Genomic DNA, 22781 nt, shown 5'->3' on the forward strand with positions numbered 1-22781 from the left:
AAGGTGCAGCGCCTGCTGTTCATCTGTGGGCAGAACCGCCTGCGCAGCCCCACCGCCGAGCAGCTGTTCGCCAGCTGGCCGGGGATCGAAACCAACTCGGCCGGCCTCAAGGCCGAGGCGGAAACCCCGGTGACGCCCGAAGCCCTGGCCTGGGCCGACCTGATCCTGGTGATGGAGGGCAGCCACCGGCGCAAACTCGCCGCACGCTTCCCCGCCGCCCTCAAGGGCAAGCGCGTGGTCAGCCTGGATATCCCCGACGACTACGCTTACATGGACCCGGCCTTGATTGATTTACTCCAGGCCCGCGTGCCACCACTGCTGCGCTAGGGCGCCGGCTTCTTCTCGCTGCCGCCCAATCCTTTGCTGTTGCGATCCAGCTGCTCCTGCAGGGCCGGGATGCGCTCGTCGCGCGGGTCCACCTGGCGTGTGGTCGGCGGGTTGACCAGCAGCGGCGGGCTGCCCGAACGCGGCGCGGCGGCCGGCAGGCTCGGTGGGCTGGCCTGGGGATAGGGTTGTGGCGTGGCCGTACCGGGCGAACCCGGTGCCGGCGTGCCGGGGGAACGCAGCAACGGCGGCTGTTGCGCCTGGATGCCACAACTGACCGCGACCAGCGCCGCGAATGCGAGCACAATGGCGCCCTTCATATGGACCTCCCGCCTTTCGGCGTCGACGTCCTCAGTCTAGTTGCCGGCACCCTGCCGGTCGCCACTCCCGACGGAACACCCCATGACCAACAACGATGTACTGCGCAGCCTGCGCTACCTGCTGGATATCAGCGACGCCCGGGTGGTGGAAATCATCGGCCTGGCCGACCAGGAAGTCAGCCGCCAGGAAGTGGCCTCCTGGCTGGTCCGTGACGACGAAGAGGGCTACCACTCCTGCAGCGACAAGCGCCTCGCCGGCTTCCTCGACGGCCTGGTGTACACCCTGCGCGGCAAGGACGAGAGCCGCCCGCCCCTGCCCATGGAACTGCCGATGAGCAACAACCAGATCCTGAAGAAACTGCGGGTGGCCTTCGAGCTGCGCGAGGACGACATCCTCGCCATCCTCCAGGAAGCCGACCTGCCCATGACCCGGGCGGAAATCGGCGCGCTGTTCCGCAAGAAGGACCACAAGAACTACCGCGCCTGCGGCGACCAGATCCTGCGCAACTTCCTCCGTGGGCTCACCGCGCGCAGGCGTCCGCCGCAGGACTGAGAACAGGTTCCAGGACACGTCTAGAATTCATCGGCCGGCGACCGGAACCTTGCCGGAGGAGCGCCAGTCACACCCCTCGATAACCTCAAGGAGTTGCCGATGAAAATCCTCATGGTGCTGACCTCGCACGACCGCTTGGGCGATACCGGCAAGCCGACCGGCTTCTGGCTCGAAGAGTTCGCCGCCCCCTACTTCGCCTTCCGCGATGCCGGCGCCGAGGTGATCCTGGCCTCCCCCCGGGGCGGCCAGCCACCGCTGGACCCGAAGAGCGACGAGCCCGACGCACAGACCGAAGCCACCCACCGCTTCCGCGCCGACGAGCAGGCCCGCCAGGCCCTGGCCAACACCCTGCCGCTGTCCGGGCTGGTATCGGCCGACTACGACGCGCTGTTCTACCCCGGCGGCCACGGCCCGCTCTGGGACCTGGTGGACGACCCCTTCTCCATCCGCCTGATCGAAGACCTGCACAACGCCGGCAAGCCGGTGGCCGCCGTCTGCCACGCCCCCGGCGTGCTGCGCAACGCCCGTGCCGCCGACGGCAGCCCGCTGGTGCAGGGCTGCGCGGTGACCGGCTTCTCCAACAGCGAGGAAGACGCCGTCGGCCTCACCGCCGTGGTGCCCTTCCTGGTGGAAGACGTGCTGCGCGAACAGGGCGGCCAGTACTCCAAGGTCGCCGACTGGCAACCCCATGTGGTCACCGACGGCAACCTCATCACCGGCCAGAACCCCGCCTCCTCCGAACCCACCGCCGCCGCGCTCTTGCAGCGGCTTGGCGGCTGAGCCGAAGCGCACATTCGCGGGTTTCACCCGCCCTACGGAACCGATGTGGCTGTAGGTCGGGTGCAACCCGACATTCCGCCTCAGCCCACCGCTCCCGTGCGAGGACCAGCGCTTCGCGAGCAGAGCTCGCTCCTACGGGGTGTGCATGCGAGGGGGCTGTGCAGTGATGGTGGGAGCGCAGGTCGGGGGCAACCCGAAGCTCCAAAGGGAGCGGGCATCCCCACGAACGCGGGGACGCCCTGGAAGGCACCTCAGAAGAATTGCGAGACGCTGAACTTGATGTTGCGGCCGACGCCGGAAACGGACTCGCCGAGGTAGGGGTAGTACTCGCGGTTGAACAGGTTATCCACCGCCAGCCGCGCCTCGAAGCCCTTGATGTACTTGGGCTGCCAGGTCGCGAATAGGCCGTGCAGGGCGTAACCCTGGGTTTCGGGAAGGCTCCAGCCAGACGCCAGAGGATCATCGTCAGTTGGGGAGCGGTCCTGCTTGCGCACGAAGTTGCCGGTCCAGCCCATGGCCATGTCGATCTCGGGGACCTTCACGCCCAGGGTCGCCACCGCCTTGCGCGGAGGGATGTCCGAGAGCCAAGTTTCCGGGCCCCAGGGGTTGCGCGGCGAGGCATCGCGCTTGCCACGAATGTAGGACACCGACAGGCTGCCGAAGATGCGCGAGCTGTCGTAGAAGGATTCGACCTCCACCCCCTCGATGGTGTAGCCGGGCAGGTTGCGGTTATTGGCCAACGGCCCCGGGCATGCACTGTTGCCGCCGGTCACGCTGGCGAGGCAATAGACGCCGGTGCGCTTGAAGATCTCGTCCTTGCCACGGTTGCGAAACAGCGTGGTGCGGATCTGCAGGTTGTCACTGTCCACCAGCAGCTTGTCGAAATTGAAGATGCTGCCCAGGCGCACCCCGGTGATGCGCTCCGGGTCCAGGTTGCGACTGGTGGCGGGCACACTGCTCGCCGCGCTCTGCACCTCGTACAGTTCGTCGATCAAAGGGGCGCGCCAGGTCTTGCTGTAGTCGGCGAAGAACGCCAGGTTGTCGGTGGCGGTCCAGAACAGCCCCAAGCGCGGCGACCAGCCACTGTAGGTGACGCTGCTGTAGTCGTGCCCTACGGCCGGATCGGGGCTGTTGTAGCGCGGCGCCAGGCTGGGCTCGCCACGGCTGTAGACATGGTCGTAACGCAGGGCCGGGGTGATGGTCACGGAGCCGATGGTGATGGCGTCCTGCAGATAGCCACTGCGGGTTTCCTGCTCGCCGGACGGCATGTAGTAGGGCTGGTAGAGGCCGTAGTTGTAGGTCCTGTCAGTCAGCTTGCTGAGGTCCTTCATCAGCGTGTCGCGCTCATGCCCGTGCCATTGCACACCCACTGTAGCGACATGGGATAACAACCCCGTATCGAAGCGGCTTTCGTTCTTCAGCTCCGCCAGCCGGTCGGTGTAGTTGACCCAGCTCTCGTTGCCCAGCGAAGACGCGAACCCCGCAGACGCGTTGGCCGGCCGCTTGTCATGCTGGTCGGTCTTGGAATAGGCATAGCTGGCGGTGACATTCACCAACGGGTTGTCCAGCGGCGTGTAGTTCCACTTCAACGAGTAGTTCTCGTCGTCCTGGTCCCGGTTCACCAGCTTGCGTTTCCAGGCACCGTCCAAGCCATAGCGGGCGATCTCCGCCGCAGTGGGGGCAGCCATTTCATCGCGCTTGGCGGCGAAGGGCTCCCAGGCCTCGCTGCCGGACTGCATGGCCGACAGGGTGAAGACATGCTCGTCGTTGGGGCGGAAGTTGCTCTTGAACAGGAAGGCGTCGAGGCTGTTTTCGGAGTAGACGAAGCGCGTGCCATCCGGACGCTTGATGTTGTCGCCGTCACGCCCAGTGAGGAACAGCAGGCCATCGAGCATCTTGTCGGTGGTCTGGCCATACACCGCGCCGCTGTAGATCTCCTGGCGGTCATTGGTGTGATAGCCGTACTTGAGGAAGGCGCCGACGTTCTCGCCGTCCTGCAGCAGGTCGGCCGGGTCCTTGGTATCCACCTTGATCACCCCACCAAAGCCGCCATTGCCGTACAGGGTGCTGTGGGGGCCCTTGTCCACTTCGACGTTCTTGATCAGTTCCGGCTCGATGAACACCGAGCCCTGGCGGTATTTCTCGAAGCCCTTGGGCGCGCCGTCGAGGATGACCTTGACGTCCTCCACATCGCCCATGCCCCAGATGTTCAGGGTCTGGCCACCGGGGCGGGGCGAGCCGCTGGAGCTCACGCCCGGCAAGGTGTCGAGCAGCTCGGCGATGTTGTCCGCCTGCTTGCGGTTGATGTCTTCCTGGGTCAGGACAGAACGCCCTACCGAGCTGGAGTCGATGGCGCTGCCCATGATGTTGGTGCTGCCTAGCTCCAGCACGTTGTCATCGGCGGCGGCATGGCCGGCACTGGCCACACGACGAATCACGAACCCATCCCCCGCCTCCACCAGCTCCAGCCCGGAGCCGGCCAACAGACGCTCAAGAGCAGTGCGGGCGCTGTAGCGGCCGGCCAGGGACGGGGCGCGCAGGTCACGCAGCTGCGACTCGTCGAAGAGGATCTGCAGCTGGCTCTGCTGGGCCAGGGCGGTCAGGGCGCTGGCCATGGATTGGGCCGGCAGATTGAAGTCGTGGTCCTGGGCCAGCGCGCTGCCGCTGAGCAGGAGGGTGGCCAGGGCGCCGCCGGCGACGAGGCGGCGCAGCGCGAAACGGGTGCTACGGGTGTTCATCCAAATCTCCCCAAGTACTGCAAAACCGCCCTTGCATGAGGCGGATATCAGGAAGACGCAGCGCTCGGCAAAACCCGCATATGCAAATGAAAAATATTTTCACTTGCATCGAAGTACCCGCGCGACGGGGCCCCGGAGCAGCTCCGGGTTGTCAGCGCGGGTGGATCAGGGCCGTTCCGTTGGCCAGGTATTCGACGCGCACCGGCAGCAGTTGCGGCAACGCGGCGAGGAAGGCATCCGGCTTGCCGATGTTCAGGCTGCCGGAAACACGGCGCTCGGCGAGGCTGGCATCGGCCAGGCCCACGGGCGCGTTTCGGTAGTGGGAAAGCTCGTCCACCAACTGGGCCAGCGGGCGATCACGGAAGATCAACTGGCCACGCCGCCAGCTGGCGATTTCCTCGGGGCTGCGGTGGCCGAGCTCCAGGTGACGGGTGCGGTAGTCGAAATCGGCGCTGTCGCCAGCGCCCAGTTCGGCGTGATGGCTACCGCCGGCCTCGGGGTCCACCGCGACCTTGCCGCTCTCCACCGCCACATCCAGGCGCTCACCGCCACGGCGGACGCTGAAGCGGGTGCCGAGCACACGCACGCTGCCCTCCCCGGCCATCACCACGAACGGGCGTTGCTCGTCACGGGCGACGGCGAAGAAGGCTTCGCCCTGAAGCAGTTCGACTTCGCGGTGATCGTCATAGAGGCGCACATGCAGGCGGGTGTCGACGTTGAGGTCGATGCGCGAGCCGTCGGCCAGTTCCACCTGGCGCTGTTCGCCCTGGGCGCTGCTCAGTTGCAGGTCGACGCTGGGCGCGCGGGCGAACCAGTTCTGCGAGGTGGCCAGGGCGGCGCAGAGCAGCACGAACGAAGCGGCCATGGCGCGCGGCAGGGTCCGTCGGCTGCGAGGCTTGAGCATGACCACCGGCGTGGCGAGCACGGGCCGTGGCACGCGGTCGAAGTCGGCCCAGATCAGTTGCATGTCGGCGAAGGCCCTGGCGTGCGCCGGGCTGGTGGCCAGCCAGGCCTGCAGCTCGGCCTCCTGCTCGGCGGTGAACTGCCCGCTGGTAAGGCGGGCGTACCAGGTGGCGGCCTGTTCGTCGATCGAGGGTCGGGAATCCATCCAGGTGCTCGTGTTCATTGTCCGTCCGCCTGGACGTCGCCCTGCACGCGTTGCTTGCAATGCAGCAGGGCACAGGCGATGTGCTTTTCCACCATGCTCAGGGAAATCCCCATGCGCGCGGCGACTTCCGCCTGGGACAGGCCATCGAACTTGTGCAGGACGAAGGCCTCGCGCCGGCGCGGCGACAGATCATCCAGTGCCGAGGCCAGGAGGCGCAAGCGCTGATGTTGCTCGACCTGTTCCAAGGGGCTCGCTCCCTGTTCATCGACCATGGTTTCCAGCGTCTGTTCGCCCTCGCCGTCGGCCGCACCGCGCACCTGCTGGCGGCGCCAGTGGTCACGCAGCAGGTTGCGGGCGATCTGGAAGAGGAAGGCGCGGGGCTGGCGGACCTGGTCGCGGTCGCGCCAGTCCAGCCACTGGGTGAAGGCATCCTGGGCGAGGTCGGCGGCGTCGGCGGAACTGCCCAGGCGCTTGCCGAGGAACTTCAGCAGCTCGGCATGAAAGGCGCGGTAGGCGCCGGAGACGGAGCCCCGGAACTGCTCATCCACGGGGCTGCCTCCCGTCTGCTCGACTCGCTACCTGCACGCACGCCCCCGACAACAGGTAACCGGGCGACGCTGCCGGATGCGGCGTGCCAGGGATACCAAATGAGAATGCATATCATTAGATAGCAAGCGCGACGGGGCGGTCAAGACGCCCGGTATCACGATGGTCGGATACCGGGCGGGAGATGGCTCAGAGGCCGGACTTGAGCTTGCTGAAAGCGCGGGTCAGGGCGCGGTTGAAGGCCTTGGTGTTGTCGTTCTTGGTGTAGAGCTTGGCGCGCACGTCCGCCGGCGGGTAGGTGCCCGGGTCGGCGAGGATGGCGGGGTCGACGCTGGCGGCGGCCGCCGGCACCGCATTGGCGTAGTGGATGTTGTTGGTGATGGCGCCGATGGTCTGGGGTGTCATCAGGTGGTCCATCAGCGCCAGGGCGGCTTCGGGGTGCGGCGCATCCTTGGGCACCACCATGGCGTCGAACCAGATCAGGGTGCCTTCCCGCGGGATGCGGTAGCGCAGCCTGAAGGGCTTCTGCGCCTGCTCGGCCTGGGCGGCGGCGATGGCCACGTTGCCGTTCCAGGACATCGCCAGGCAGGTGTTGCCGTTGGCCAGGTCGTTGATGTTGCGGTCGTTGTCGAAGTAGCGGATCGACGGGCGGATCTTCGCCAGGTGCGCCTCGGCGAGCTTGAGGTCGTCGAGGCTCTGGCGGTTGATGTCCAGCCCCAGGTAGCGGAAGGCGGCGGCGAACACCTCGTTGGGGTCGTTGAGGAAGCTCACCCCACAGTCGGCAAAGCGCGCGACCACCGCCGGGTCCATCAGCATCGCCCAGCTGTCGGCGGGAGCGTCGGCCATGCGCGTGCGAATGGCCTCCTCCTGGTAGCCGAAGCCGGTGGTGCCCCAGACATAGAGCCCGGCGTAGCGGTTGCCCGGGTCGAAGCTGGCCATGTGCGCGGTGAACTCCGGGTCCAGCCCCTGGAAGTGCGGCAGCCTGGCCTTGTCCAGCGGCTGCAATGCGCCGCTGGCGATGGCCCGCTGCAGGTGCTGGCCGGCGGTCAGCACCAGGTCGTAGCCGCTGCGACCGGTGAGCAGCTTGGTCTCCACCGTTTCCAGGGAGTCGAAGTGGTCGGCCACCACCTTGATGCCGGTCCTGGCCTCGAAGCGGGAGAGCGTATCCGGCGCCAGGTACTCGCTCCAGATGTACAGGTTGACCTTGGGCGGCTCGCTCGCCGCCTGGGCCATGCCGCTGCCGAGGGCCAGGCCCAGGGCGATCGCCAGTGTGCGCATGTGCATCGAAGGCTCCCTAGCCAGCCCGGCTGGCGGCGTATTGCGGCATGGTGATGCAGGCGACGTTGCCGCCCCCAAGGAGGATTTCCCGCGAGTTCTCGATGCCGATGATGCGGTGTTTGGGGAACAGCTCCGCGAGCACCGCGCCGGCCGCCTGGTCGTGGGCGTCGCCGAACAGCGGCAGGACGATGGCGGAGTTGCCGGCGTAGTAGTTGATGTAGGAGGCGCAGATGCGCGTGCCCTCCTCACGCAGGTGGGTACCGTCCACCTGGTCCAGGCCGGCGGCCTCCTCGGCCGTCCAGGTGAGCACGCGGGGCTGCGGCAGCTTGTGCACCTCCAGCGCGCGGCCACGGGCGTCACGGGTGCTGCGCAGGATGTCGTAGGCCTCCTGGTAGATCTCCCACTGCGGGTCGTCACGGTCGTCGGTCCACTGCATCACCACCACGCCGGGGCGGACGAAGCAGGCCAGGTCGTCGATGTGGCCGTCGGTTTCGTCGAATTTGCAGCCACGCGGCAGCCAGATCACCTGCTCGGCGCCGAGGTAGTCGGACAGCCGCCGGGTCACCTCCTCCTTGCCCAGGTGGGCATTGCGGTTGCGGTTGAGCAGGCACTGCTCGGTGGTCAGCAGGGTGCGCTGGCCGTCGGTCTGGATGCCGCCCATCTCGGCGATGAAGGGCGCGCGGTAGCGGTCGAAGTTCTCGATCTCGAGGATTTTCTGGGCGATCTGGTCGTCCTTGTCCCAGGGGTAGTAGAGGCCGCCATCGAGGCCACCGTAGGCGTTGAATTCGAAGTCCACGCCACGCACCTCGCCGCTCTGGTCGTTGACTAGGAAGGCCGGGCCGCTGTCGCGGAACCAGGTGTCGTTGCAGGTCATCTCCACCACCCGCACCTGGGCCGGCAGCATGCGTCGGGCATTGGCGTACTGGGTGGCGGAGGCGCAGACGGTGACCGGCTCGCTGCTGGCGATGGCGCTGACGATCTCCACCCAGACCTTCTGCGCGGGCTTGGCGCCGTTGCGCCAGACGTCGGTGCGCTCGGGCCAGCCGAGCCAACAGCCGGCCTTGGGCTCGAATTCGCCAGGCAGGCGGAAGCCGTCGGCCTTGGGAAGGGAAGTCAGGGAACGCGCCATGGGAAACCTCGGAGTGGGGTTGGAAGTGCCCTGACGTTAAGCGCGGCGGTGCCCCGGCGACCAATGATGAATATCGCGGAACCCTTGAATTGGATTCAGCTATCGGCCAGCTGATCGCTGAACCATTCGACGAACTGGGCCACCGCCGGCTTGTCCAGGCGCAGCCGTTCGCAGACCAGCGCGTACTGCCCCAGGGACGCCACGCTGGCGGCGAAGGGCCGTACCAGGCGGCCGCTGGCCAGGTCCTCGGCGCTGGTGAGGTTGTCGCCCATGGCCACGCCCTGCCCTTGCGCGGCGGCTTCCAGGGTCAGCCCGGCGTGGCCCAGGTAGAGGTGCCGCGCCGGCTGCAGATCGCCGGCATGGACGCTGAGCCAGGCGCTCCAGGTCTTGCCGTCCTGGTCGTCATGCAGCAGGCAGTGGCGGGCCAGGTCGCGCGGGTGCTTGAGCGGCAGCTGGTTGAACAGGCCGGGGCTGCACACCGGGAAGAACTGCAGGGCCGGCAGCGGCCGCACGAAGTAGGCGCTGGCATCCCCCGGGCCGGTGCCGTAGGTGATGGCGAGGTCGATCTCCTCGCCCGGCAGCGCCGACTCCAGCGGCTGGTCGTAGAGGTGCAGGGTGATGTGCGGATGGCGCTCGCCGAAATCCGCCAGCCGGCCCACCAGCCACTTCTGCGCCAGCTCCGCGGTCACGGCGATGCGCAGCTGCGCCTGGGAGCCGGGGTCGCGCAACTCGTCGCAGGCATCGAGGATCAGCTCGAAGGCCTGCTGCAGGCTGTGCAGCAGGCGCCGTGCCTGGGGCGTGGGCCGCACCTGGCGGCCGGTACGAACGAACAGCTCGGTGCCGAGCTGCTCCTCCAGCTGGCGGATCTGGTGGCTCACCGCGCTGTCGGTGACGCACAGCTCGGCGGCGGCACGGCCGAAATGCGCATGGCGGGCAGCCGATTCGAAGGTGCGCAGGGCGGTGAGGGACGGCAGGCGGCGCATGGGCGGGCTTCCGGGCAAAGCCGGCATCGTTGCGCAGGTGGGGCGATGGCGTCCAGCGGAGCGTAGCCCGGGCTTCAGCCCGGGACCCGCGCCGAAAGTCAGGACGCCTTGGGCAGCTTCAGCAGCGACGTGTCGAGCACGTCGGACTCACCACCTAGCACGTTCTCGGCGATCTCGACGAAGTCGCGGGTGCTGACCTTGTCCAGGCGCATCAGGCCACGGGTGACGTCGTCGAGGGAGCGCTCACCGTTGCTGGCCTTGCGGATCTCCTCGTCGAGGTCCTGCAGCAGCAGCACCGCGCGGGCGGTGACCGGGCCGGACGATTGCTCGCCACGCAGGTTCTCGACCTTGCGGCTCCAGCGCTGCAGCTTGGCGCGGACCTTGTGGTAGCGGTCCTCGCTGAGGCCGCCGGCGCGGCGCATCAGTTCGATGGCGTAGAACTCAGCGATGCCTTCGCTGATCCAGTCGCTCTGGTCGGTGTCCTTGATGCGGCTGAACACGTGCACCAGCTCGTGCACCAGGGAGCTGGTGCCGTTCTCGCTGACCAGGGGGCGGTCGGCGTGCATGAAGAAGGAATTGGGCGCGGACAGGCCGCCGCGCCACATCGGGTCGCCGGCACCGACGATCAACAGCTTGCCGGGGTCGCGGGGGAACACCGCCTGGGCATGGGGCCAGACGAAGGTCAGCAGGGTGAGGATGTCCATGCGGCGCATGCCCTCGCCCATGGGCGCGGCGACCGTGACGTCGGTGTTGCCGAGTTCGGCGCGGCGGCTGCCCAGCTTGCCGGCGATGATCCAGCCGGTGGGGCGGTCGAACAGGCGCTCGGGGTTGTCGATGCGGAAGCGGTTCTTGCCCACGCGGGACCAGCCGGTCTCCACCGTGCTCCAGCCCTTGGGCAGTTCGAACTGGATGCGCGACACCAGGTCGGTGCCGTCCACCAGGTCGATGCGCGCAGGCGGCACCAGGTCGTCGCCGCGCAGCAGCGTCCAGTCCGGCGTCATCCGCGCATCGAACTTGCCGTCGCCACGGGGGTGGGTGATGCGCACCTTGTAGCTGAGGGTCGCCTTGCCTTCCGCCGGGGTCCAGGTGCCGCGCCCGGCGCTGGCCTGCTGCCATTGGCCGTCGCCCTTGAAGTCGCTGTAGTAGCCCTTGTCGCCCAGGTCGAACGCGAGGCTGCGGACCTTCTCGCCGTTTTCCAGCACCAGGCGCACCTCGGCCTGGTCGCTGTCCGGCAGGAAGCGCACCAGGTAGTCGACATCGCTGCGCTTGGCGGCCAGCAGCGGCGCGCAGAACAGCAGGGTGGCGGTGGACAGCAGCAGGGTGGCGCGGTTGGACATGTCGGGCTTCCTCGGAGCGATTTCCCTATGACTCGGCACGCGGTGGTTCTATCCGTCTAGCCCGCACGAAAGATCATGTAATCCTCCCAGTCGTCCTCGGCCACCTGGGTCTCGCTGACCATGCGCCCGGACTGGGAGATACCGGCGTTGTGCACCGCCTCGGTGTCGCCGCAGACCAGCGGGTGCCAGGGCGGCAGGTCCTTGCCCTCGGCCACCAGGCGGTAGCCGCAGGTGGGCGGCAGCCAGCGGAACTCGTCGGCCTGGGCCGGGGTGAGCTGGATGCAGTCGGGCACGAAATCGCGACGCTTGGGGTAGTTGGTGCAGCGGCAGGTGTTCAGGTCCAGCAGCTTGCAGGCGATGCGCGTGTAGTACACGGCGCCGTCGTCCTCGTCTTCCAGCTTCTGCAGGCAGCACAGGCCGCAACCGTCGCAGAGGGATTCCCACTCCTCCTGATCGAGCTGTGCGAGGGTCTTGCGCTTCCAGAAGGGTTCGACTTTGGCGGCCATGGTGGTCTGACTGGGTAACGGGGCGCGGTAGTCTAGTCGCGTCGAAGGTGCCGGCCAAGCGCTGCCGACGACGGGACGACCGGTAGCGCCATGTAAGGAAAATCATTCGCAGGACGGCTACACCGTGGGCTCCCAGGCAACGGGCAGGCGTAGGGTGGATGACGCTCTTTTCATCCACCAACGATGTTGCCTGGAAGCACGAAAGGTGGACCGGTGAAGCGTGGTCCACCCTACGCAAGCCATCTGTGCCGGGATCGGTTCGGTGCCCCGCAAAAGCGGCCTGAGATGCCGCCGGGCGTAGGGTGGATGACGCTCTTTTCATCCACCAGCGGTGCTGCCGGAGAACACGAACGCCATCACCACGCAGAGGCCCACCGAGCTGGCATCAGTAGCCGCGCTGGAACTCCACCTCGCCGCGCAGCGGCTCACCAGCCTGGAAGCGCGCCAGGTTGTCGAGGAACAGCCCCACCAGCAGCTCCGGCAGGGTGGGTGCCGAGCTGTGGCCGGTGAGCAGCAGCCGCGGTGCGGTCCAGAACGGGTGCGCGGGGGGCAGCGGCTCTTCGCGGCAGACGTCGATCACCGCACCGGCCAGGTGCCCGGCCTGCAGGCTGGCGACCAGGTCGGCATCCACCACCGCCACGCCGCGCCCGGCATTGATGAACAGCGCCTCCGGCTGCAGGCGCGCGAACAGTGCGGCGTCATACACGTCACGGGTGGCCGGGGTGTCGGGCAGCAGGTTGATCAGGTAATCGGCCCAGGCCGCCTGCTCCGCCAGGGCGTCCATCCCCAGCACCTGGCTGAACGGCTCCAGGGCACGGGGCTCGCGGGCGATGCCGCGCAGCTCGACCCCGAACGGCGCCAGGAAGCGCGCAACGCTCTGGCCGATATCACCGGCACCGACGACCAGCACCCGCCGCCCGGCCAGGCTGCTGGGCATGCGTGCATCCCACTGGCACTCCACCTGGCTGGCCAGGCGCGAGAGCAGCTGGCGCTCGTGGGCGAGGATGTAGGTCAGCATGTACTCGGCCATCACCTGGCCGAAGATGCCCACGGCGCGGGTCAGACGGTAGTTGCGCGGCAGGCCCGCCGCCAGCAACGGGGTGATGCCGGCCCAGCTGGACTGCACCCAGTGCGGGGCGAACCCGGCCTGCAGCAGTTCCACCACCCGCTCCGGGCTGCCCAGCCAGATGGGCCGGTCCGCCGCCAGGGCGCGCAGCTCGTCCGGGTCGTCGCTGCCGGCCACATCCAGCGAGGGGATGGCGGCGAGCAGCAGTTCGGCGTGGCGGAGGTGTTTCTCGTCAGCGAGGAGGACTTTCATCAGATGGGGTCGTTCATCCGCAGCAGTTCTTCGGGCAGGTGCTCGATGTATTCCTCTTCACCCGGCGGCATCTGCAGGTGGTAACCCTGCTTTTCGAGGTTCTCCAGCACCTTGCCGATGTCCTCGCGGGCCAGCTGGCGCTCGGGGCTGAGCACCAGGTCGAAGGCATGCTGCGGCGTGCCGAAGGCCGCCAGCAGTGCCTCAGGTACACGGGCCAGGGCATCGCGCTTCTCGACGTAGAGGTACATCTCGTTCTTGCGCGGGCTCTTGTAGATGGAGCAGATGCGTTTCATGGGGCGTTGTCTCCGGCCAGGGCATCGAGCAATGCCTGGCCCATCAGTTCACGGCGCCAGCCCTTGAAGCCCTCGGGCAGGCTGTAGGGGCCGTCGGGATAGCCCGTCTTGAGCAGGGCCTCCAGGTGCTTCTTGCGCAGCATGAGCTCGGGCGCCATGCCCAGGCGCTCGGCTTCGGCCTGGCCGATCGCGCGCAGCTTCTTCAGCAGCGCGGTGGCTTCCGACGGCAGCGGCTCGGGCAGCGGCTCCGGCCACTCGGCGGGGGGCAACTCGGCCGCCTCGCGGATCATCTTCAGCAGGGTGTTGCCGTCCTGGCGCACGGTGCGCGGGTGCATGTCCTCGACTCGGGCCAGGGCGACGAGGTTGTCCGGCTGGAACTTGGCCAGCGGCCACAGGGCGTGCTCGCGAACGATGCGGTTGCGCGGCTGGTCGCGGCGGCGCGCCTCGAGGTCGCGCCAGGCGTAGAGGTCACGCAGCACGGCCAGCTGCTGGCGGGACAGCTTCCAGCCCAGCTTGGCGTCGCGGTAGAGCTCGTACGGGTCCACTTCACGGCGCAGGTTGGCCACCAGTTCGGCGCCGTCCTCCAGCACCCAGGCGCGCTTGGTGGCGTCCAGGCGTTCGTCGATGATGCGGTAGATCTCGGCCAGGTGGATGGCATCCTCGGCGGCGTAGCGCTCCTGCATCTCGGTGAGCGGGCGCTGCAGCCAGTCGGAGCGGGTCTCATCCTTGGGCAGGTCGATGCCGAGCACCGCCTGCACCAGGCGCGAATAGCCCATGGAGTAGCCGATGCCCAGGTAGCCGGCGGCCAGCTGGGTGTCCAGCAGCGGCAGCGGCAGGCTGCCGGTGAGGCGCAGGAAGACTTCGAGGTCCTCGCTGCAGGCGTGCAGCACCTTGGTCACCGCCGGGTCTTCGAGCAGCTCGGCGAAGGGGCGCCAGTCCTTGATCAGCAGGGGGTCGATGAGCCAGGCGCTCTCGCCGTCGCCCACCTGCACCAGGCCGGCCTTCGGGTAGAAGGTGTCGACCCGCATGAACTCGGTGTCCAGGGCCACGAAGCTGAGGTTGCGCCAGCGGGCGCAATGGGAGGCCAGTTCGGCGTCGTCGCGAATCCAGTGAAAGTCGATGGCCACAAGGCTCTCCTCGGTTCAGAGGCGCGAAGTATATATCGCAACCCCATCCCCGCCCCACCCGTCATTCCGCGTGGGGCGGCACAGGTCAGCCCAGCTCGCTTCGCAGGCGTTGCACCAGGGCCGGGGAGCTGGCCTGCATGGGCGCGCGCAGCTCGTCGCGGATCAGCCCGCGCAGTGCCAGCAGAGTCTTCACCGGCGCCGGGTTGGGCTCGACGAAGGCCAGGCGGATCAGCGGCTGCAGCTCGCGGAAGATCGCCCGTGCGCCCACCAGGTCGGCCGCTGCCACGCACTCGGCCATGGCCACGAAGCGTTCGGGGTGGATGTGCGCCGAGGCGGCGATGGCGCCCGTGCCGCCATGGCAGAGGGTGGCGAAGATCTGTGCGTCTTCCCCCGCCAACACGTCGAGCTGGCCGTCGGCGATCAGCGCCTGGGTCTTGTCGATCTCGCCGCCGCAATCCTTGATCGCCACGATGCTCGGGTGCCGGGCCAGCTCGCGCAGGGTCTCCAGCTCCAGGCGCGAGCCGGTACGGTAGGGGATGTCGTAGAGGATCACCGGCACCGCGGCGGCATCGGCAATGGCGCCGAACCAGGCCAGCAGCCCCGACTGCGACGGGCGGATGTAATAAGGCGCGGGCACCAGCAGGCCGGCCACCGGGCGCTTCTGCACCTCGTGCTGCATGGCCAGAACATCCGCCAGGTTGTTGCCGGCCAGGCCCATCACCAGGCGCTCGCCGGGCACGGTTTCGAGCAGGGCGTCGAGCACCGCGAGCTGCTCGCGCTTGCTCAGCGCCGCCGCCTCGCCGGTGCTGCCACACACCACCAGCCCGGCGACGCCGGCCTCCAACAGGTACGCGGACAGGCGACGCAGGGCAGGGAAATCGATGGCGCCATCGGCGAAGGGGGTTACCAGGGCGACCCAGATTCCGGAAAACACAGGCATAGCGAAAACTCCTTCAGGCTGACCGTAAAAGTCACCGTCGGAGGCTGGCGGGGAGTGTTCGTGCAAGAGAGGTTTCGACCTTCGCGTCCACTGTCCTGTCAGCCCATCTGACGGGACAGCACGCCCCGGTCAAATGAGCGACTGTTTCTTCGATTTACCCGCGGCAACGCCACGCACCAGCGCCGGCAGGGCCGGAACGGAAGCGATGGAGGCGAAGATGGCGGGCATGGAGTAGCTCGGTGCAGGAATGCGAGACGAGGATACTGCGAAAATCCCTACAAGCCTGTCAACTGCGGCGACGTCGCACCCCAGCCATTCAGCCGGGCCCGGTGTCTGGCGTTGGCCGGCCATGGCTGCTAAAAAGCCCTTCCAACAATAACCAGGCCCATGACGGGCCCACCGCCAGGGAATTCGGACATGAAGAAGCTTCTGGGCCTGCTGGTCCTGCTCATCGCCGCTGCGGGCATCTACCTCGCCATCACCAAGAGCCCCATCGACCCCGTCGCCTGGGACGCCCCCAAGGCGCCGCCCATGACCGGCGTGATGGAGCCCAACGACACCCTGATGAAGGCCGAGCTGCTGGCCAAGGGGCAGATCCACGGCCCCGAGGACACCGCGGTGGACGCCCAGGGCCGCGTCTACGCCGGCCTGCACGACGGCCGCGTGGTGCGCATCACCGCCGACGGCAAGGTCGAGACCTTCGCCACCACCGGCGGCCGCCCGCTGGGCATGGACTTCGACGCCCAGGGCAACCTGATCGTCGGCGACGCCTACAAGGGCCTGCTGAGCATCGACCCGCAAGGCCAGACCAAGGTCCTCGCCACCGAGGCCGAAGGCGGCCCCTTCCGCTTCACCGACGACCTGGACATCGCCAGCGACGGGCGCATCTACTTCACCGACGCCTCCGCCAAGTTCGAGCAGCCGGACTACCTGCTGGACCTGCTCGAAGCCCGCCCCCACGGCCGCCTGATGCGCTATGACCCGGCCACCGGCAAGGTCGAGGTGCTGCTCAAGGACCTTTACTTCGGCAACGGCGTGGCGCTCTCGGCCAAGGAAGACTTCGTGCTGGTCAACGAAACCTACCGCTACCGCATCACCCGTTATTGGCTGAGCGGCGACAAGGCCGGCACCCACGACGTGTTCATCGACAACCTGCCGGGCCTGCCGGACAACCTGCAAGGCGACCGCAAGGGCACCTTCTGGGTCGCCCTGCCCTCCCCGCGCAAGGCCGACGCCGACTTCCTCCACACCCAGCCCTGGCTCAAGGCGCAGATCGCCAAGCTGCCCCGCGCCCTGTGGCCCAAGGCGGAGAAATACGGCCTGGTGATCGCCCTCGACGAGAACGGCCAGATCATCCGCAGCCTGCACGACACCAGCGGCACCCACCTGCGCATGATCACCTCGGTGAAACCGGTGGGCGACTACCTCTACTTCGGCAGCCTGGACAACGACCGCATCGGCAAGCTGAAGATCCACTGAGAACCGCAGCGCGCCCCGCTGCCGGATACGAAAAGCCCGCCAATCGGCGGGCTTCCTCATTTCAGGGGGCGGTAATGCCGGCACTCAGGCCGGCACCGTCTCGCGCACGCCCTGAACCACCCGCGCCGGCTGCGGGTGCAGCAGCGCCTGCATCTGCCCATGGGTCCGTGCCATCAGCTCGTCCAGGCGCTCCACATCGAACTGCGCGGCATCGATGGGTTCGCCCACGTGCAGCGACACCGGCAGGCCGAGGTTGAACCGCCAGGTACGCGCCGGCAGCACCTGATGGATGCCCCGGATGGCCACCGGGACGATCACCGCATCGGTATCCAGCGCCAGGTGGAAACAGCCCTTCTTGAAGCGCTGCAACTGGCCATCCTTCGAGCGCGTGCCTTCCGGCGCCGCCCACAGCACGATGCCGCTCTCCATCATCTGCCGCGCCTTGTGCAGGTCGGCCAGGGCCCGCTCGCGGTTGTGCCGGTCGATGAAGGGGAACTCACCGGCCTTCATCGCCGCACCGAGAAACGGCAGGCGCGACAGCTCCTGCTTGGCCAGCATGCGGATCGAGCCCGGCAGGGCGACGAAGCTGGCGGGAATGTCGTAGTGACTGGAATGGTTGCAAAGGATCAGGTAGCGGCGGCCGTCGTTGAAATCCGGCAGGCTGCCGTGCACCGACAGGCGCACCCGCACCAGGCGCAGCAGACCCCGGGACCAGGCACGGGTGTAGGCGTCGACCCGCGCGCGGTCGAGGCGCCCGCAGGCCCCCCGCCCGAGTATCAATAGGCAATAGAACAGGGTCAGCGACAGTGACCCGAGCACCACGCCGATACGGCGGGCGAGGTTGGCGCTCTCGGCGAAGGATTGCAGGCTGGGCATGGACGGCTCCCCATCGATCAGCGCGACGCGGCGCGCGGCTGTCCTTATGATGCCCACTGTCATCGATTGGACACAGGACACCGCCATGCCCCTCGCGCAACTCATCAGCCCCCGGCAACTGGAAGCCCGCCTGAACGAACCGGGCGTGATCGTGCTGGATTGCCGCTTCGCCCTCGACGACCCCGCCTACGGCCAGCGCAGCTACGCCGAAGGGCATATCCCCGGCGCCCGCTTCGCCGACCTGGAGCACGACCTTTCCGGCCGGGTGCAGAAGGGCGTCACCGGCCGCCACCCACTGCCCGCCCCCGAGCGCCTGGTGGAACGCCTGCGCGGTTGGGGCATCGACAACGGCAGCACCCTGGTGCTCCATGACGACGGCCCCGGCGCCTTTGCCGCCCGCGCCTGGTGGCTGCTGGCCTGGCTGGGCAAGCGCGAAGACGTCTACCTGCTGGACGGCGGCCTCAAGGCCTGGCGCGATCAAGGCCTGCCCCTGGAAGTCGCGGTGCCCGAAGTGCCCCGGGGCCACTTCAGCGGCCAGGCCGACCCGACCCTGCTGCGCAGCGCCGACGAACTGCAGGACCGCCTGGGCAACGCTGACCTGACCCTGCTCGACGCCCGCGCCCTGCCCCGCTTCAAGGGCGAGGTGGAGCCCATCGACCCGGTGGCCGGCCATATCCCCGGCGCGCAGTGCGCAGTGTTCACCGACAACCTCGGCGCCGACGGTCGCTTCCTCCCCGCCGAAACCCTGCGCCAGCGGTTCGCCGCCTTCCTCGGCGAGCGCCCGGTGGACGGCCTGGTGGCCTACTGCGGCTCCGGCGTCACCGCCTGCCACAACCTGTTCGCCCTGAGCCTGGCCGGCTACCCGCTGGCGCCGCTCTACGCCGGCTCCTGGAGCGAATGGATCAATGACCCGGCACGCCCGTTGGCCAAGGGCGACTGAAGCCGGGCGCGCCCCACCGGCCCAGCGCCAGCCGGGCACTGGGCCGGTTGCCAGCGATCATTTTTTAATCACCCTGGGATATATGCCGCCGCCATCACGGCCTCAAACAGTTTAAAAACAGGCCTTTACAGCGGTTTCATCGCACTACACTTCAAATCGAGCGGCTAACCCCGCTTCCGGCGGGGCCCTTTCCGAGAACGAGAAGCTGCCAGATGCCCCCGGTCCCGCCGGCACCTTTCTCGCGAGGGCACCATGGGAATAGCCGCCAGCGACCTCTGTGAACACGTCATCCGCCCCACCCTGCTCTACCTGCAGCGACCATCGCCGATGGCGGAGTCCCTGCTGCTGGGCGCCGCCGCCTGCCAGTCGGCACTCGGCTCAGCGTTGGGTGACAAGGCGGGCTACGGCCTCTACCACATCAGCGAAGAGCACCACCGCTGCCTCTGGGATCTGCACCTGGCACGCGACCCGGAACTCGCCAGCCTGGTGCGCGGCCTGGCCAGCCAGCACGCCTTCCTCGCCGCACCTCACATGGAGCTGACGGTGAACTTGCGCTACGCCACCGCCATCGCCTGGCTGCTGATCGAAACCGAAGTGCTGGTGATGCCCGCCGCCGACGACTGGGCGGGCATGGCCGCCATCTGGCGCCAGGTGTTCAACCCACAGGGCACACCCGGTGACTACCTGGATGCCTGGCAACGCTGGGTAGGCCCCTCGGCGAAGGTCGCGTAGGACAAAACCGTTCACTGACCGACCAGTCAGGAACGAGCGTCCAATGCAATATGCCCGATCGGCGAAATTGCAGGCATTTTGATGCCATAAAGCCAGAGAAAACGCTCTATTCCGGGAACTCCCGGAAGCTGGCAGGGGTCTGGAAATCCTGATAGTTTCCGCCACCTGCCTCAAAGTCCCCAGGAGTCACCCGTGATCAAAAGAGTCTTCAAGACCAGCCTCGCAATCGCCATCAGCGCTGCATCCAGCTACAGCCTCGCCGGCGGCTTCGCCATCAACGAACAGAGCGTCAGTGGCATGGGCACCGCCTTCGCCGGTCGCTCCTCGTCCGCTGATGACGCCACCACCGTGTTCGGCAACCCGGCCGGCATGTCGCGCCTCAAGCGCGAACAGGTCAGTGGTGGCCTTGCCCTGCTGGACGCCAAGACCGATATCGACGACCACAGCAGCACCTTCGGCGGCAGCAACGACGGCGACATGGTCCCCTTCATGGGCGTGCCCATGGGCTACTACGTCAAGCCGATCGATGACAAATGGACCTTCGGCCTCGGCATGTACGTGCCCTTCGGCCTGATTACCGACTACGAGTCCGGCTTCGAAGGCCGCTACTACGGCGATCGCAGCGAAGTCCGCGTGATCACCCTGCAGCCGACCATCAGCTACAAAATCAACGACCAGCTCTCCGTCGGCTTCGGCCCGACCATCAACCGCATCGACGGTGAACTGACCTCCGCCACCCTCAACGCGGCCACCCCCGGCCGCAACGATGGCAAGGTCAAGGTCAAGGGCGACGACACCGCGCTGGGCTACAACGTCGGCGTACTGTTCGAAGCCACCCAGAGCACCCGCTTCGGCCTGACCTACCACTCCATGGTCAACTACAAGCTGAAAGGCGATACCCAGGTTTCCGGCACCGGCTTCGGCCCCTTCTCCGGCAACGAGTACGACGCCTCGCTGAAACTGAAGACGCCCGAATCCGTCGACTTCTCGGTCACCCACGACCTGAACGCCGACTGGACCCTCTACGCCGGTAGCACCTGGACCCGCTGGAGCCGCCTGAAGGACATCACCGTCAACAACAAGGGCGTTCCGGCACTGCTGGGCGGCTCGGCCGGCCCCATCGGCACCATCTCCGAAGAGCAGGACTGGCGCGACACCTGGTCCTACGCCGTGGGCGCCTCCTACAAGCTGAACCCGCAGTGGACCCTGCGCGCCGGCCTGGCCTACGACCAGACCCCGACCCGCAACGAGCACCGCTCGCCGCGCATCCCCACCGACGACCGCAAGATCCTCAGCCTGGGCGCCGCCTGGAGCCCGAGCGACGACTGGACCGTCGATGTCGCCTACTCCTACCTGAAGGAAGACGATGCCGAAGTGAACCAGACCAGCGCCACCAAGGGCCGCTACAGCTCCACCTACAAGAACAGTGCCCATGGCCTGGGCGCGCAGGTGACCTACCGCTTCTGATCCCTTGTTGCGGCAAGCGAAAAGCCCGGACCTGTTCCGGGCTTTTTCATATCCGCAACCCACAGTTGTAGCCCGGGCTTCAGCCCGGGAAAGCCGCCATGCAAGCGTCCCCCCCGAAAGCCACCCAATAAAAAGCCCGGACAGGTCCGGGCTTTTTTTCATTCACTCAAGGTCATTCACTCGACGATCTTGGGCTTGTCGTCCTTGTTCATGTCCATCACCGTCGCCGCCGGCTCGCTCACCACCACGGGCTGCGGCTCGGGGGTCGGTTGCGGCTGGGCCTCGGCTGGTGCTTCCTTCTTCTTGCCGCGGATGCGGTTGATGATCCAGGCGCCGATGGCCAGGGGCACGAAGAAGAACTTCTTCAGGAACACCAGCAGGATGGCGAACAGGCCGGCCTTGGCGGCGACCTTGCCGGCGATCAGGGCGCCCAGGCCATAGGCCGCGACCTTGTCCAGCTCGGGGTTGAAGTCGGCGTAGCGGTTGCCCGGGTTGAACTCGGTCATGGCCAGCACCGCCGGCAGGTTCTGCTCGATGGTCGGCAGCTGGTCCATGTTGGCGATGAAGTTCAGCACCAGCACGCCCTTACGGCCCAGCACGCGGATGTTGTAGTTCAGGGTGTGGGTCTCGGCATCACCGAACTTCAGCTCCTTGGCCCAGTGCAGCTTGCGGCCTTCGGCGTCGTAGCGCGGCTGGGCGGCCCAGCCGATCAGTTGCACCGGCTCGTAGCCGTTCTCGGCACGCCACTTGTTGTCGGCCTTGGCCTCTTCCTTCATGTCCTTGAGCATGTCGCCGTAGTCGATGTCAGCGGCATCTTCGTCGGAGACGTAGCCGTTCTCTTCGTACTCAACCGTCACCGCCCAGGACTCGTCGGCCAGTGGCGAGATGCCCTTGGGCAGGATCATGCCCAGCGGCAGGACTTCATCCGGCGGGTTGCCCCAGGCGTCGGTCAGCACGCGCTCGGCGTCTTCACCGGCGAGGAAGACGAACTGCTCGGGGACGTCGAGGGTGGCGAGGTTGTCGCCAATCACCACCTTGCCCTGCTGGAAGTTCAGGCTGGCGAGGAACTCTTCCTCGGACATCGTCTGGCCATCTTCCTCGATGGTGGCCTCGCCCTCCTCTTCCGCCTGGGTGGCGGCAACGGGTTCTTCGGCGGGGGCTTCGGGTTTGGCGGCGAATGCGGAAGGAATGGCGGCGGCGATGAGGCCGGCCAGGATCAGTTCCTTGATCGACATGGGTAACTCCATGGATGGGCAAAAAGACAGGCGCGGGACGTTACCACGGGCCGGGCCGGGAAAACGGAACCAGCCGAAATATTCGGAAATATTTATCCCGCGCTACGGAACTTTTTGCAAAACATTGGCAATGCGATCAGGGGGTACTGGCCAAAGCCTGCTCCACTGCCTTCACCAGATCCTCGTCATCGGGCTTGGTGAGGCTGGAGAAGTGCGCGATCACCTTGCCCTGGCGATCCACCACGTACTTGTAGAAGTTCCAGCGCGGGCTCTGCCCGGACTGGGCGATGAGGTCGCGGTAGAGCGGCGTCGCCTCGTCCCCGGTGACGTGCTGCGGCTGGGTCATGGCGAAGGTCACCCCGTAGTTCACGTAGCAGACCTTGGCGGTCTCGGCGTTGTCGTCGGCCTCCTGCTTGAAGTCGTCGGAGGGCACGCCCAGCACTTCCAGCCCCTGGTCCTTGTAGCGCTGGTAGAGCGCCTCCAGGCCCTTGAACTGCGGGGTGAAGCCGCAGTGGCTGGCGGTGTTGACCACCACCAGCGGCTTGCCGGCGAAGCGCTGGCAGAGGTCGATGGTTTCCTTGGAACGCAGCTGCTGCATCGAGTGCTGCAGCAACGGCACGCACTCGGTGGCCAGGGCGGGCCCGGCGACAGAGGCCAGCAGAGGGAGAAGGAAGAGACGTTTCATCGGGCGCTCCACGCGGCAGGGGCAATGCTCGAAGGCTACCCCCGCCCTGCGGAAGCGGCAATCAGCACAGGCTCATGTTCAGTTGCA

23 protein-coding genes are annotated in these 22781 nt (G+C 67.2%); 7 read left to right on the plus strand and 16 right to left on the minus strand.

The features are described from left to right. Positions 1-3: 3 nt before the first annotated feature. A complete protein-coding gene (locus PI990_RS22010; RefSeq protein ID WP_271661337.1) occupies positions 4-327 on the plus strand; it encodes a low molecular weight protein tyrosine phosphatase family protein in 324 nt (107 codons plus the stop codon). Here PI990_RS22010 and PI990_RS22015 read toward each other — a convergent pair. After that, positions 324-644, minus strand: a complete 321-nt coding sequence (locus PI990_RS22015) for a hypothetical protein (protein WP_271658467.1) — start codon at positions 642-644, stop codon at positions 324-326. The two genes, PI990_RS22010 and PI990_RS22015, sit on opposite strands and share 4 nt — an antisense overlap. Positions 645-726: 82 nt before the next feature. Between PI990_RS22015 and PI990_RS22020 the strand changes: the two genes are divergently transcribed. Both PI990_RS22020 and PI990_RS22025 read left to right on the plus strand, forming a co-directional pair. Next, positions 727-1197 (plus strand): DUF1456 family protein, encoded by a 471-nt coding sequence (locus PI990_RS22020; protein WP_021220475.1) that lies wholly within the window; start codon positions 727-729, stop codon positions 1195-1197. A gap of 99 nt (positions 1198-1296) precedes the next feature. Beyond that, positions 1297-1977 (plus strand): type 1 glutamine amidotransferase domain-containing protein, encoded by a 681-nt coding sequence (locus tag PI990_RS22025; protein WP_263400767.1) that lies wholly within the window; start codon positions 1297-1299, stop codon positions 1975-1977. Positions 1978-2228: 251 nt separating this feature from the next. Here the strand turns inward: PI990_RS22025 and PI990_RS22030 are convergent, their stop codons facing one another. The 12 genes from PI990_RS22030 to dapA form a co-directional block, all read right to left on the minus strand. Continuing rightward, positions 2229-4715 carry a TonB-dependent receptor gene (locus PI990_RS22030; RefSeq protein ID WP_271658468.1) on the minus strand — a complete coding sequence of 829 codons (2487 nt, stop codon included), beginning with the start codon at positions 4713-4715 and terminating at the stop codon, positions 2229-2231. A gap of 151 nt (positions 4716-4866) precedes the next feature. Continuing rightward, positions 4867-5823 (minus strand): FecR family protein, encoded by a 957-nt coding sequence (locus tag PI990_RS22035; protein ID WP_271658469.1) that lies wholly within the window; start codon positions 5821-5823, stop codon positions 4867-4869. A gap of 14 nt (positions 5824-5837) precedes the next feature. Continuing rightward, complete coding sequence (locus PI990_RS22040; protein WP_021220471.1) at positions 5838-6371, minus strand: sigma-70 family RNA polymerase sigma factor; 534 nt, start codon at positions 6369-6371, stop codon at positions 5838-5840. Between the two features lie 187 nt (positions 6372-6558). Continuing rightward, the gene (locus PI990_RS22045) at positions 6559-7653 is read right to left on the minus strand and encodes an extracellular solute-binding protein (RefSeq protein WP_442969289.1); all 1095 of its coding nucleotides are present in this window, start codon (positions 7651-7653) and stop codon (positions 6559-6561) included. Positions 7654-7663: 10 nt separating this feature from the next. Next, positions 7664-8776: an agmatine deiminase gene (aguA, locus tag PI990_RS22050; RefSeq protein WP_184487986.1), complete on the minus strand. Its 1113-nt coding sequence runs from the start codon at positions 8774-8776 to the stop codon at positions 7664-7666. A gap of 95 nt (positions 8777-8871) precedes the next feature. After that, a complete protein-coding gene (locus tag PI990_RS22055) occupies positions 8872-9759 on the minus strand; it encodes a LysR substrate-binding domain-containing protein (RefSeq protein ID WP_271658470.1) in 888 nt (295 codons plus the stop codon). Positions 9760-9857: 98 nt separating this feature from the next. Next, a complete protein-coding gene (locus PI990_RS22060; RefSeq protein WP_271658471.1) occupies positions 9858-11096 on the minus strand; it encodes a hypothetical protein in 1239 nt (412 codons plus the stop codon). A 56-nt stretch (positions 11097-11152) separates the two neighbouring features. Continuing rightward, the gene (locus tag PI990_RS22065; protein ID WP_271658472.1) at positions 11153-11602 is read right to left on the minus strand and encodes a YcgN family cysteine cluster protein; all 450 of its coding nucleotides are present in this window, start codon (positions 11600-11602) and stop codon (positions 11153-11155) included. 385 nt (positions 11603-11987) lie between these two features. Further along, complete coding sequence (locus PI990_RS22070; protein WP_271658473.1) at positions 11988-12920, minus strand: D-2-hydroxyacid dehydrogenase; 933 nt, start codon at positions 12918-12920, stop codon at positions 11988-11990. After that, positions 12920-13213: a YcgL domain-containing protein gene (locus PI990_RS22075; protein WP_043246215.1), complete on the minus strand. Its 294-nt coding sequence runs from the start codon at positions 13211-13213 to the stop codon at positions 12920-12922. Before PI990_RS22075 ends, PI990_RS22070 begins: the two co-directional genes overlap by 1 nt. Beyond that, positions 13210-14340, minus strand: a complete 1131-nt coding sequence (gene rnd / locus PI990_RS22080; protein ID WP_271658474.1) for a ribonuclease D — start codon at positions 14338-14340, stop codon at positions 13210-13212. Before rnd ends, PI990_RS22075 begins: the two co-directional genes overlap by 4 nt. 85 nt (positions 14341-14425) lie before the next feature. Continuing rightward, complete coding sequence (gene dapA / locus PI990_RS22085) at positions 14426-15280, minus strand: 4-hydroxy-tetrahydrodipicolinate synthase (RefSeq protein WP_271658475.1); 855 nt, start codon at positions 15278-15280, stop codon at positions 14426-14428. Positions 15281-15697: 417 nt separating this feature from the next. Here dapA and PI990_RS22090 point away from each other — a divergent pair, with 417 nt between their 5' ends. After that, a complete protein-coding gene (locus tag PI990_RS22090; protein ID WP_271658476.1) occupies positions 15698-16759 on the plus strand; it encodes an SMP-30/gluconolactonase/LRE family protein in 1062 nt (353 codons plus the stop codon). Positions 16760-16843: 84 nt separating this feature from the next. On the opposite strand, the gene PI990_RS22095 is transcribed toward PI990_RS22090, so the two are convergent. Then, positions 16844-17635, minus strand: coding sequence for a lysophospholipid acyltransferase family protein (locus PI990_RS22095; RefSeq protein ID WP_271658477.1), 792 nt, complete (start codon positions 17633-17635; stop codon positions 16844-16846). Positions 17636-17720: 85 nt separating this feature from the next. On the opposite strand from PI990_RS22095, the gene PI990_RS22100 reads away from it, so the two are divergent. The 3 genes from PI990_RS22100 to PI990_RS22110 all read left to right on the plus strand — a co-directional run bounded on the left by PI990_RS22100 (position 17721) and on the right by PI990_RS22110 (position 20774). Then, positions 17721-18575: a sulfurtransferase gene (locus PI990_RS22100; RefSeq protein WP_271658478.1), complete on the plus strand. Its 855-nt coding sequence runs from the start codon at positions 17721-17723 to the stop codon at positions 18573-18575. 252 nt (positions 18576-18827) lie between these two features. Then, a complete protein-coding gene (locus tag PI990_RS22105) occupies positions 18828-19307 on the plus strand; it encodes a hypothetical protein (protein ID WP_021222718.1) in 480 nt (159 codons plus the stop codon). Positions 19308-19499: 192 nt separating this feature from the next. After that, on the plus strand, positions 19500-20774 hold the full coding sequence (locus tag PI990_RS22110) for an OmpP1/FadL family transporter (RefSeq protein WP_021222717.1): 1275 nt from the start codon (positions 19500-19502) through the stop codon (positions 20772-20774). A 176-nt stretch (positions 20775-20950) separates the two neighbouring features. On the opposite strand, the gene PI990_RS22115 is transcribed toward PI990_RS22110, so the two are convergent. Continuing rightward, positions 20951-22009, minus strand: coding sequence for a DUF2167 domain-containing protein (locus PI990_RS22115; protein WP_021222716.1), 1059 nt, complete (start codon positions 22007-22009; stop codon positions 20951-20953). A gap of 136 nt (positions 22010-22145) precedes the next feature. Next, entirely contained in the window at positions 22146-22694 is a 549-nt protein-coding gene (locus PI990_RS22120; RefSeq protein ID WP_021222715.1) for a glutathione peroxidase, read from the minus strand. Positions 22695-22781: the final 87 nt, after the last annotated feature.

Origin of the sequence: Pseudomonas sp. TUM22785 (assembly GCF_028198105.1) — a bacterium.
GTDB lineage: Bacteria > Pseudomonadota > Gammaproteobacteria > Pseudomonadales > Pseudomonadaceae > Metapseudomonas > Metapseudomonas solani.